The following is a 12,166-nucleotide window of genomic DNA, read 5'->3' on the forward strand; positions in this document are numbered from 1 at the left end:
CCCAGCATCTTGCAGCGACGGCGGGTTCCGGACCTTCGCCGCGGTCAGCTCCAATGGCAGCAATGCGCAGATTGCGACCTTTGCAAAGTCTGGTCGCAGCTCGCCGCGATAAGACGTGAGCGGCCCACTGCGGCCATTCGTGATCACCGCAGCGAAGGGGCGGTTCGAGCCCATTGTGACCAATGCGGCAGTCGCTGAAACTCGTCAGGAAGGGCGAGAAGCCGTCGTTTGCTACAAAGGCACAAATTTTGAGAGCTCGTTCTGAAGTGGACCTTCATATCATCTACACTTAGCATGTCGTCCCGCACTTCGGATATGCCGTGAAAATTCATACACTTATGACCGAATGAGAATTTTGGGCCTTTCTGACTTGATCACGATGACAGGATACCGCAAAATATTATTGCAACGGCTCATTTCAGCAGGAATTTTTTATGGTCGCAGAGTTTTTAATGGCAGTAGGAGCATCGCTCACTGCTAATGCAATTGATAGGAAATTGCAGGGAACCCCCAGTTATTTTGAAAAACGAAAGATTGCCTCTAAACTGGATGAAATTGTCATCGCAGTCATGGAGCCAATAGCAATTTTCTTTGAGGTCGAAAACATTCCTGAAGCCGACCTGAGACGCATCGCAGGAGAAGCTATTCCCGTGGCCGAATGGCTAATCGAAAACCCAAAATTCGCGTTTTCGAGAGGGCTAGAAGGTGAAGTTATAACGAGAGACATTTTGAAAGGAGATGCAGTCAAGTTTAGCTTAGATTCTGTCTCCGACTATCCTGCAGCTTTCGAGACCCTTTTACGTGCACTTGTTGACCTCGTGGTGAAGGTGCCGCCGGTCTTTGCAGAATGGGAGAAAACCGCTTTTCAAGCTGTGTTTCGGCAAACAGAAGAAATACGAGGGACTCTGGCATCGATGTACTCAATGATGCAAAAAATCACTTCATCTCAAAAAAACCCTCTTGGAAACTTCGAAAAGGTCGTCAACCATCGGGCTGCGACATCCGCTTTGAAAATGAGCATTCATGGTCTCAGGCAGTCGGCTGTGCCACAGGCGGAATTAGACAATTTGTTTGTTTTTCCCGAATTTTCTGAGAGTGTTGTAAAAACGACGTCCAAAGACGGGAAGGTGACTGAGGAAGATGAGTGCGTAAAAACTTTTAAAAACTTCAATGAATTCTACGAACTGGTGTCAGAATCTCAGAGCTGCATTGTCAGAGCTCCAGCTGGAGCCGGGAAGACAACTTTCTCAAATTGGTTGGCTTCAAAACTGTTGATCTGCTCGGATGTACTATTCCCTGTCGTCTTGCCACTCAGAAAAACACTTAAGAGCGAGACTCTACCCGGTCTGTTCGAGTGTATCTCAGGTGAAGTCTCAAGCGTATTTCAAGACATGATTGATGCGCACGAGGTAACAGTCTGGGCTGACGAGAAAAAGATTGTTGTAATATTTGAGGGCTTTGATGAAGTCAGCGAGAAAGACAGAGATCGGGCAGTTGAGTGGATTCAAGAGTTAAAAACAGCTCATCCAAATCTGAGTATTCTGATTACATCAAGGCCGCTTTCAACACCACATCTTTCAGACCTTACAAAGCTGGGCTGGCGAGACATAAGTCTACTCCCTTTCGACCTTCCAAGAGTTATTACTTACATTGAATATTTTCAAAAGTATGGACCCGAGATGCAGACCGGTGCCAAGCTTCAAGCACCTAAACATCTAGCGAAAACTTGGAATTCTGATCCTACTCTTGGACCGTTGACGGGAAATCCATTGTTGTTGTCCACGTTGCTTGTAGTGCATCATATGGATGGAGAATTGCCGGACGATAGATCAAAACTCTATGATCGATATATTGACGGCATGCTGGGCCTATGGGAACTAAATAAGGAATTGGTCGCTCCAACAGTCCCCCTAACGAAAGAACAAAAGAAAAAAATCCTGGAGCTCATTGCGGTAAACATGATTTCATTGGAAACGGATACCGTTTCGGAGAACGATGTCGCACAATGGCTGCAAGCTTATCTCTTAGAACAAAACCTTCCTAATGATGTACTAGGGATTTTGGATCATTTGAGGGAACGCTCTGGATTGCTGATCGGCCCAGGTCAATATACATTTGCGCACAAGTCTATTGGTGAATTCTTGGTCGCTCAGGCTTGCAGTGACGGCATCCAAACCAACTTCGCAGGTGACCGGTTCGATAGATTTTTGTTGGCCGACAAGTGCCTAATGGACAGATGGACAACAGTCATCTTTTTGTGGGCTGGTTTGGCGGCTAAAACAGAAGTCCAGCAGTTCATAGAAAAACTTATAGCTGGCAACCATAATAAACTTGCTGGAGGTCTACTTCTTGAGCGAAGAAAGTTCTTGGACCGGAAGTGGCTAAAGGTAAATTTTTGGCGCTGGGTATCAATTGGTTTAGGTGATGGCGGTCTATTTAATGAGAAAGGAAACCTCCGTTTGAGTTGGCCGAGCATTACTAAAAAGGCGAGTACTCCATCAGGTGAGATTGATCTTCATATCATGACAACTGTGGTCGATGATTTAACTTCAGAGGCCACAGTAATGGCCGCATTTTTTTCCGATAAAATTTGTGACCCTGAGGATTGGAATACTCATTCATTGCCGCTTAACGAAACATTTTGGTGGCTTTTGTCTCATTTTGTTGAACCCACTCTAGATTTCCTGAAAGCAGCTCCTATTACCCTGACTCAAGAGACCAAATGTTGTTCTCTTTTTGGCAATCAGATTACAGGAAGATTTCCATTAAGGCAGTATATCCAGGAATTTTCTCCATATAAAGCACCGGAGTGTGCATCTTGTGACCCTTTAGTCTACGAACCGATTTTGTTTCTTGACGCTTACTCAACATGGAAATTTATGATGCATCAGGTTGAGATTGATGAACTTTCCGAGTTACCCGCTGAAGGCGATGGGTCCGGCGGGAAGCGGCCTGAAGGAAAAGAGCGAAATTTGGCATTGAAGAGGTATTGGCTTTCGCAAATCACCCAATTTACAGAAAGCGGTTTTTTCGACATTGCAATCTCTAGATCTGTTGAGGATCTACCCACAGAATTTTTTAGTCTCTTCAATGATGCCCTGCCACCTATCACTCCCATTGAAGGAAATGGTAAATTTTCTCAGCCGGACACGAAACCCATTACCTTCGCTGAAAGGTGCAAGAAGGCGCTTGATCTCAATGCTTCTTTCCCAAGATCACAGGAATGCGACGACTTTGTTTCCCTGGTATTGAAACGAAATGAGGAGAGGAATTCGTCACAGATTTCGCAATGAGTTCTGATCCACTCCCCTCTAATCAGATGCGTAGATCTTCGCCATTTAGATTATGCTTATGATCGGTCTTGTTGATTTTTTGCCAACCCAATTATTGGTCAGCATCTGAAGTCAAGTGTTTTTGGTAAGTGTCCCGTTTTCAAGTGGCGACGATGAAATGCTGATCGGGCAAATGGAGAAGTACTCTGCGTATCGTGGTTGAATGTCTGGTATGGTGACGCTGTAGGGCGGCATACCAAACCGAAATGAGAGTCGGGAGAGGGCCGTTCGCGCCAGTTGGGCCAACAACTGTGAATGACTACAAAGTCCGCCCTTTCTTGCAAATTCCAGAACACAAACTCAGGGCACTAAAAGTTCAATCTTATTCAAAGAGTATGGGCACCCATACTTTTTACTCAGTCAGACTGTATCCCAACTGGAGAAATATCCGTTATTGCCTGTGACAGTTTACCGGATGATCTGGAAGCCCGTGAATTCCGGATCAGGCTCTACATTTTCAGTCATGACATCGGTGACACGGGCGGCAGGCGGACCTTGGCTCAGAGCTCGCACCATTGCCGCCACGTCGCTAGCTGGCCCCATGAGCAAGGCAAGTACAGAGCCATCAGAATCGTTGCGAACCCAACCTGAAAGACCGCGCTGTTTAGCTTCTGACCGTGTCCAGGCACGGAAAGCCACACCCTGTACACGTCCGGTGATCCGAGCCCTCAAAGCAATATCAGACATTGGAGATTATCCTCTCTGTCATGGAGAAAACACCATAATACGCGTATTTTCCCAGCACAGCCCCCTCATTGCCGCCTAAAAGGTTGGGCATGAGCTGACTCGAAAATCAGCTTTAGTTTTAGGCGGGCTGTTTGGCAGGTAGAAATTCCAGCGGAGATATATTCGCCTGATTTCAATTGGTTATGGATGGTAGTGGCGGAGAGACAGGGATTCGAACCCTGGGAACCCGTGAAGGCTCAACGGTTTTCGAGACCGCCCCGTTCGACCACTCCGGCACCTCTCCGCTATTGACTTTAGTGACTAAAATCAGGTCGTTTTCAGGACCGTTGAACCTGCAACCACACCGTGTTCCAGCGTCGCTTGCTTGACGACAATCTCAACGTTCTTGAAGCCCGTAATTGCAGCAATCTGAGCGCCAGTGCAACCTGATTCTGTCACCTAAATTGCAGCAAATTACATTGATCAGGAAAATAGCTCATGTGCCAATTCAAGAGCATCGATGAGAGTGTCGATTTCATCCGTCGTATTGTACAATCCAAAGGATGCTCTGCAGGTTGCTGTGACGCCTAGATGGTCCATCAACGGCCCGGCGCAGTGATGGCCTGCACGCACAGCAACCCCCCGTTTATCCAGAATTGTCGAGATGTCGTGCGGATGCGCGGCCCCCTCCATTGTGAAGCTGAATATAGCTGCCTTGCCAGCGGCTTGCCCCTGAATATTCAACCAGTTCAAGCCTGAAAACCGTTGCTCAGCATAGGCGCGAAGGCTGGCCTCATGGGAGGCGATATTGTCCAGCCCCAAACCCATCATGTAGTCCAATGCGACGCCCAGCCCGATGGTCTGCACGATGCCCGGCGTGCCGGCTTCAAATTTCATCGGTGGATCATTGTAGATGACCCGGTCTTTGCAGACCTCTTTGATCATGTCGCCGCCGCCCAGAAACGGTTGCATTTCAGCCATCCGTTCAGGCCGGATGTAAATGGCGCCGGAGCCGGTAGGGCCATATAGTTTATGGCCGGTTATCGCATAGAAATCACAGCCGATGTCCTGCACATCCACCGGCATGTGAACGGCGCCTTGGGAGCCGTCCACCAACACCGGAACACCTTTGGCATGAGCGCCTTGGGTGATGGATTTAACGTCGACGACCGTGCCCAGAACATTTGAGCACTGGGTCACGGCCACCAGTTTGGTTTTGGCTCCGATCGCGTCAATGACAGCTTGGGGATCCAGAGAGCCATCGGCCGCGACATCCACCCACTTCAGCACCACCCCCTGGCGTTCACGCAGAAAGTGCCAGGGAACGATATTAGCGTGATGCTCCATCACGCTGAGCACGATTTCATCGCCGGGCTGGAACCGCGGCATTGCCCAGCCGTAAGCGACCAGATTGATACCCTCGGTAGTGCCGGAATTCAGCACGATAGTGTTCTCATCCCCCGCATTCAGAAATTTCGAAATGGTGCCCCGAACCGCCTCGTATCGCTCCGTCGAAAGATTAGAAAGGAAGTGCAAGCCACGGTGAACATTGGAGTATTCTTCCGCGTAGGCGCGTGTGATCGCGTCAATCACCACCCTTGGTTTCTGCGCCGAGGCGCCATTGTCCAGATATGTGAGTGGTTTGCCATTCACCTCACGCGAGAGGATCGGAAAATCGGCACGAATTGTGTCTATGTCATACATTGGCGGATAGTCCCAGGAAGGAAGGCCCGACAAGGCCCAGTAGAAAAGACAGCGCAAGCGCTATGATGATACTTGCCATCAATAAGGCTCCAAACGCCCGCCAAATTGACTGCAACTGATGCACCTCGTTGATAAAACGGGAGAAAATAAACAAGCCAAACAGGGTCGCCGCCAGATTCAGGATCCCGGCAAGGCTTGGTGCCACCAGAAACAACACTGTCATTGCCAGCTGCAACGCAACTTGCAGAAGTTGCAGCCAGACCACAACAGCCAGCAGTTCATCAAACTTGCCCTGCCCCCCCAGCCAGCGGCCAGACGCTTGCAACGCAAAGACAAACACAACCTGCAGCACCAGCACGACCGCAAAGTAACCCAGCGGCGACAGACGCGGAAAAACCACCTCACTTGGCAAGGGGAACAAGATTTCCTGAGCGGAATAGATGATTGCGTTCAAGGCGATAGCCAGAACCATTGCGCTCCACAACAGCTGTCTCGGCCATGGCACGGACAAGATGGAACGGGCGGCTTGTGCCGGTGATGTGAGTGTCATCATAACCAGTGGCTGCAAGTGAAGTATCATTGAGCGTTCCAATATGCCTGCATCAGGCCTGAAATCCAAAACCATAGGAAAAGCGCCAACCAGAGGCCGCCAACCAAAGACAACGCCGGGCCCGGGCCAATAAATCCAGCGGTTAAACCGTTGAGAAGCATCAGCGGGCTGGCTGCCAGCAGCGCCCAAAACAGCGCCAGCCTGGCCCCATAACTGTCGCCCTTGCCGCCGCAAACCCGGACCACAAGAAAAGACACCCAGGACAGGGAATACAGCAGCAACGGGGCGATGAAGATCAGGCCAAATAATGCGCCGCCAAGGAGCATGTTCAGCTCCTGACCGGTGAGATGAGCCTCGCGGGCCAACCTGGGCATTTGGGCGGTAAATGCCAGCATGCAGCCGCCCATCAGGATCGCCAGCGCCCGATCCTCGCGGGGGCCCATGGCCAAAAGCCGCGCCATAACGCGACGCGGGCCTTTGTAAGTGGCGATTATGTCTGTTGTTACCGGCATCAGAGGCGCCGGATCAGCCAGTTTTCAAGTCGGCCAACTATCGTATCTACGATACCCTGATTGCCGATCTCACCGACTGCCTCCGCCAAAAAGGCCAGGGTCAACAGATTGGTGGCGTCCCTGTGAGGCACCCCCCGGCTTTGCAAATAGAACAAAGCATCTTCGTCAATTGCGCCAGAGGTTGACCCGTGTGAGCAGGCAACATCATCGGCATATATTTCCAGCTCCGGCTTGGCCAGAAACTGGCTGTCATCATCCAGCATCAGCGCCTGGCTGATTTGATATCCATCGGTTTTCTGCGCTGTGGATTTGACCAGGATTTTACCTTGGAAAACCCCGGTCGCGCCGTTGCGCAGGACCTTTTTAAAGACCTGCCGGCTTTCACAGTTCTCTGCGACATGGGTGATAAATACGGTGTCGTCGTGATGAAAATCACCATCTCCGACGCAGGCGCCCGCGATATGGACAACGGCGTCATCGCCGAGCAGTTCCACCACTGCTTCGTTGCGTGTCAGCACCCCGTTGACGGTCAACGTGAAGCATTTGAACACCGATTTCTCGCCCAAACGGGCAAACAGATGGGTGGCGGCACGCCGTTCGTGGTCGCGACCCTGGGCGCATATCATATGCAATTCGCCGCCATCAGCGATGTCAATTTCGCTACATTTATTAAACCGAGCAGCGGCAGGTCCGTTTTCCAGCACAGTGGCTGCGGCGCCGGCGTCCACCCGAATGACATGGTGCAGCATGGCATCCGAGTTTTCGCAATTGTGATTGTAAATCAGATTGATCGGCCTGCTGGGTTTTCCGGTCACCCGGATCGCGACACCATCCTTGGCAAAGGCCGTGTTCAGCGCTGCCAAGGGCCGAGGTACCGGATCCTGACCCCGCGCCTCCAGCACGCCATACAGGTCTTTGCTCCAGTGAATATCCTGCGATTCAATGTCCAAGACCCGATCAATCTGAACCCCTTCGAGCCGCAAATCATCAGAGGCCTCTGCATCAAAAACACCGTCTACAAAAACGATTTTCAAGCAATCAAAATCATCAAATATCGGTGCTTCATCATGTTGAAATACGGCGGCCGTTGGCGCGGTTGCCTGGGTCAGCGTATCCGGGCGGGTATACTTCCAATACTCATCCCGCCTGCCTGGCAGCCCCATGGTTTGAACCCGTGACAAGGCAGCCCGGCGCGCCTCGGCCAGACAGCCGCCGACCGGCAGTGTTAGCTCTGATAGGCGGGCCTCGGTGGCGGTTTGTTTCAGATTAGCCAGAGCCATTTACTCTACCTCGGCCAGAATGTCGGCATAGCCGTTGTTTTCCACTTCCAGAGCCAGCTCCGGACCACCGCTTTTGATAATGCGGCCATTTGCCATAATATGTACCACGTCAGGCTTAATGTGATCCAGCAACCGCTGATAATGTGTGATCACCAGAAAGCCGCGTTTTCCGTCACGCAGCGCATTGACGCCTTCGGCAACCAATTTCATCGCATCAACATCCAGCCCTGAATCCGTCTCATCAAGGATGCACATCTTCGGAGAAAGCATCGCCATCTGAAGGATTTCGTTGCGCTTTTTCTCGCCACCCGAGAAACCGACGTTGACAGGTCGCTTCAACATCTCCGCGTCAATCTTCAAGGACTTGGCGGTAGCGCGAACTTCCTTCAGGAAATCGGTTGCGCTCATCGGATCTTCGCCCCGCGCCTTGCGTTGCGCGTTCACTGCCGTGCGCAGAAAGGTCATGTTGCCGACGCCCGGGATTTCAACCGGGTATTGAAAGGCCAGGAACAGCCCCGCAGCGGCCCGCTCTTCGGCTTCCAGCTCCAACAAATCCTGACCATCCAGAGAGGCGGAGCCATCGGTGACTTCATACCCGCCCTTGCCGGACAGCACATAAGAAAGTGTCGATTTTCCCGAGCCGTTCGGGCCCATGATGGCATGAACTTTACCGGCTTCAACCGTGAGGTTAACACCTTTGAGGATCTGCTTGTCTTCGTCTTCAAGTTTTACGTGCAGGTTCTTGATATTCAGCATTTATTTCGCTCCTTGTCGCGAATGTTCACAGGGCTTTGGGGTGGGTCCAGGCCAGCGACCAGTCCTCAAATTACCCCAGTGCGTTTATCTCTCCCCGGCCGCAAACCCGGCCAGGGCGTATAGTTGTTCTTTTAATGCCGCAGGCGCCCAGGCAATCGAGATATCCCTCGCCGTCCCTGGTTCAGCTCCGGCGACAACGATCAAGTCGCAGGCCAGCCGAGGGTTAACCGACGGATCCTTCCAGCGAGATTGCCACAAGCTGCTGCGCTTCCATGGCGAATTCCATCGGCAGCGCCTGCAAAACATCCTTGCAGAACCCATTAACAACCAGGGCAACCGCGGCCTCCTCGTCCATCCCGCGTGAGCGGCAATAGAACAGCTGTTCGTCATCCACCTTCGATGTTGTGGCCTCATGTTCAACCCGCGCCGAATTATTCTTGACCTCTATATAAGGTACCGTGTGAGCGCCGCATTTGTTGCCGATCAACAAACTGTCACATTGGGTGTAATTGCGGGCGTTCTTTGCCTTGGGATGCATAGACACCAGACCGCGATAGGTATTTTGCGCGTGGCCGGCACTTATGCCCTTGGACACGATGCGGGATTTTGTGTTTTTGCCCAAGTGAACCATCTTGGTGCCGGTGTCGGCCTGTTGGTAGTTGTTAGCAATGGCAATCGAGTAGAATTCACCCTGGCTGTCATCGCCGCGCAGGATGCACGAGGGGTACTTCCAGGTCACTGCAGATCCGGTTTCGACCTGGGTCCACATGATCTTGGCGCGATCTCCACGGCAGTCGGCGCGTTTGGTGACGAAATTGTAGATACCACCCTTGCCGTTCTCATCACCGGGGTACCAGTTCTGTACAGTCGAGTATTTCACCTCGGCGTCTTCTTCGATGATAATCTCGACCACTGCGGCATGCAGCTGGGCAATGTCGCGGGCCGGCGCGGTGCAGCCTTCCAGATAGGACACATAAGAGCCCTTGTCGGCGATGATCAGGGTGCGCTCAAACTGGCCGGTATTTTCCGCGTTGATGCGGAAATAGGTCGACAATTCCATCGGACAGCGCACGCCGGGTGGCACATAGACGAAGGAACCATCGGAAAACACGGCCGAATTCAGCGTTGCATAGAAGTTGTCAGACACCGGAACCACGGTGCCGAGGTATTTCTTCACCAATTCAGGGTGCTCTCGGATCGCCTCGGAGATTGAGCAGAAGATCACCCCCGCCTCGGCCAGCTCTGCCTTGAACGTGGTGCCCAAAGAAACCGAGTCAAAGACCGCGTCAACGGCCACTTTCCGGCCTTCGGCGGGGGCGTTTTCGGCGCCCTCGACCCCTGCCAAAATCATCTGTTCTTTCAGAGGGATACCAAGCTTATTGTAGGTTTCCAGCAGCTTGGGGTCGACCTCATCCAGTGACTTGGGTTTGACCTCCATCGATTTCGGACGGGCATAGTAATACTGGTCCTGAAAATCGATTTCCGGGTAATCGACCATGGCCCAGTTCGGCTCTTCCTTGGTCAGCCAGCGATCATAGGCCTGCAGACGCCAGTCCAGCATCCACTGCGGTTCTTCGTTCTTTTCCGAAATCAACCGGACAATATCCTTGGTCAGCCCCTTGGGAGCATATTCCATCTCGATGTCGGTGGCCCAACCGTGCTTATAGGCACCGCCCACTTCGCGCACGGCATCGACCGTTTCCTGATCAATGCCTTCTTTAACTTGTGTCTGGTCCAAAGCGGCCATCTTAGGTCTCCTAAACGCACGCCACCCGGGCGCGATAAGTCTTTTGTTTTGCCAGCCACGTATCTGCAAACCGCAGTACGTCGCTTTCGCTTGTTTCGGGGCCCAGCGACACCCGGATGGCGCTCTGAGCTGTGATCTCGTCGTATCCCATCGCTGTCAGCACCGCACTGGCACGGACCTTGCCGCTCGAGCAGGCCGACCCGGCGCTGATGGCAAAACCGGCCAGATCCATCTGCATGACCTGGGTCTCACCCTTCCAGCCCGGCGTGGCGAAGCATGAGGTATTGGGGAGGCGGCGACCCGATTGTCCAACAAAAATAGTATCTCCAGCACCGGCCACAAGAGCTTGTTCCAGCATATTTCGCAGGATTTCAACGCGCTCCCAGACGCCATTTGCCAAGTCGCGGGCAGAAGCTTCGGAGGCGGCACCAAACCCCGCAATTCCAATAACATTTTCAGTTCCGCCCCGGCGACCCATTTCCTGGCCACCGCCCTTGATTTGGGTGGCCATTTCGGTGCCCCGCCGCAGGACAACGGCGCCAATTCCCTTTGGGCCGCCCAGTTTATGCGCCGATATCAGCGCCCTTGTTGCTCCCAACCAATTGAACGCAATCGGCAGTTTGCCAAAAGCCTGGGTTGCGTCGGTAACAGCCAATCCCTGCGGCAATGTCTGAACGATGCCGGTTTCGGAATTGGCCAGCTGCAAAGCCGTGCGCCCTGGATCAGCAACCGTTACAATCCCATCACTCGCCACGGATAGATCTTCGGTAATCCATGACCTTACGGCGTCATGTTCAATCGACGACCCCTGTAGGTTTTGGTCGCCACAGGCCAGTGAGGCGCCCTCGGTTGATCCAGATGTAAAGACCACATCGGCCCCATCCGCACCAAAGGCAGCGGCCACCTGCGCACGCGCCCGCTCAACCACGGCTTTGGCCGCCCGGCCTTCGCCGTGCACCGACGACGGGTTACCGCAGAGATCCATCGCAGCGATCATCGCCGCACGCGCTTCGGGTCGTAAAACCGTGGTGGCATTGTGATCCAGGTAAACCCTAGTCATAGATACATGTTTTCCCAGTTAAGCCCGCCTGAAGCGGACTGCTATTTTGGCCATTCATTCTGCGTCAACCACCGAAAACAGCCCCGGCACCGCAGGACAGGGAGCCAGGTCATTATTGATGATATCCGATAGCCGCGTCTGGTGCAGATACACATAGACATGTGCGCTCAGCCCTTCCCACAGCCGGTTCGTCAGTGATTGCGCCCGACTGCCGGATAGGGCGCCTGACGCTCCGGCGCCCTTATGCATAGCATCCACCGTTTCGTCTACCGCAGATAGGATTTCGACCACCCGAATCTCCGAGGCGGGGCGCGCCAAGCGATAGCCGCCACCGGGTCCTCTCACCGAATTCACCAACTCGGCCCGGCGCAGCTTGACGAACAACTGCTCCAGATAGGGTAAGGAGACATCCTGCCGTTTGGAAATATCCCCCAACACCACCAATTTGTCGGTGGGCTGCAGCGCAATGTCGGCCAACGCGACCATGGCATAGCGCCCTTTTGTCGAAAGCTTCATATTTGTGGTACTCCAACCGGCTTGAACACAGCGTAAACATTGA

General features: G+C 52.7%; 10 protein-coding genes and 1 tRNA gene. 1 reads left to right on the plus strand and 10 read right to left on the minus strand.

Annotated elements, in window-relative coordinates:
* Positions 1-434 precede the first annotated feature (434 nt).
* Entirely contained in the window at positions 435-3,293 is a 2,859-nt protein-coding gene (locus tag QPJ95_RS20340) for an NACHT domain-containing protein (RefSeq protein ID WP_270918206.1), read from the plus strand.
* A gap of 447 nt (positions 3,294-3,740) precedes the next feature.
* Here the strand turns inward: QPJ95_RS20340 and QPJ95_RS20345 are convergent, their stop codons facing one another.
* The 10 genes from QPJ95_RS20345 to QPJ95_RS20390 all read right to left on the minus strand — a co-directional run bounded on the left by QPJ95_RS20345 (position 3,741) and on the right by QPJ95_RS20390 (position 12,123).
* Complete coding sequence (locus QPJ95_RS20345; RefSeq protein WP_270918205.1) at positions 3,741-4,019, minus strand: acylphosphatase; 279 nt, start codon at positions 4,017-4,019, stop codon at positions 3,741-3,743.
* Positions 4,020-4,212: 193 nt separating this feature from the next.
* Positions 4,213-4,302: transfer RNA gene (locus QPJ95_RS20350), tRNA-Ser, on the minus strand.
* A 179-nt stretch (positions 4,303-4,481) separates the two neighbouring features.
* A complete protein-coding gene (locus tag QPJ95_RS20355) occupies positions 4,482-5,702 on the minus strand; it encodes a cysteine desulfurase (protein ID WP_270918204.1) in 1,221 nt (406 codons plus the stop codon).
* The gene (locus QPJ95_RS20360) at positions 5,695-6,327 is read right to left on the minus strand and encodes a YIP1 family protein (protein ID WP_286018196.1); all 633 of its coding nucleotides are present in this window, start codon (positions 6,325-6,327) and stop codon (positions 5,695-5,697) included. Before QPJ95_RS20360 ends, QPJ95_RS20355 begins: the two co-directional genes overlap by 8 nt.
* Positions 6,279-6,764 carry a YIP1 family protein gene (locus QPJ95_RS20365; protein ID WP_270918202.1) on the minus strand — a complete coding sequence of 162 codons (486 nt, stop codon included), beginning with the start codon at positions 6,762-6,764 and terminating at the stop codon, positions 6,279-6,281. Before QPJ95_RS20365 ends, QPJ95_RS20360 begins: the two co-directional genes overlap by 49 nt.
* Positions 6,764-8,044, minus strand: coding sequence for a SufB/SufD family protein (locus QPJ95_RS20370; RefSeq protein ID WP_270918201.1), 1,281 nt, complete (start codon positions 8,042-8,044; stop codon positions 6,764-6,766). Before QPJ95_RS20370 ends, QPJ95_RS20365 begins: the two co-directional genes overlap by 1 nt.
* Positions 8,045-8,800: a Fe-S cluster assembly ATPase SufC gene (gene sufC / locus QPJ95_RS20375; protein ID WP_270918200.1), complete on the minus strand. Its 756-nt coding sequence runs from the start codon at positions 8,798-8,800 to the stop codon at positions 8,045-8,047.
* A gap of 223 nt (positions 8,801-9,023) precedes the next feature.
* The gene (gene sufB / locus QPJ95_RS20380; protein ID WP_270918199.1) at positions 9,024-10,547 is read right to left on the minus strand and encodes a Fe-S cluster assembly protein SufB; all 1,524 of its coding nucleotides are present in this window, start codon (positions 10,545-10,547) and stop codon (positions 9,024-9,026) included.
* Between the two features lie 10 nt (positions 10,548-10,557).
* Positions 10,558-11,607 (minus strand): cysteine desulfurase family protein, encoded by a 1,050-nt coding sequence (locus QPJ95_RS20385; protein WP_270918198.1) that lies wholly within the window; start codon positions 11,605-11,607, stop codon positions 10,558-10,560.
* Positions 11,608-11,661: 54 nt separating this feature from the next.
* The gene (locus tag QPJ95_RS20390; protein ID WP_270918197.1) at positions 11,662-12,123 is read right to left on the minus strand and encodes a Fe-S cluster assembly transcriptional regulator IscR; all 462 of its coding nucleotides are present in this window, start codon (positions 12,121-12,123) and stop codon (positions 11,662-11,664) included.
* Between the last annotated feature and the right edge of the window lie 43 nt (positions 12,124-12,166).

Source organism: Parasedimentitalea psychrophila, assembly GCF_030285785.1.
Taxonomy (GTDB): domain Bacteria; phylum Pseudomonadota; class Alphaproteobacteria; order Rhodobacterales; family Rhodobacteraceae; genus Parasedimentitalea; species Parasedimentitalea psychrophila.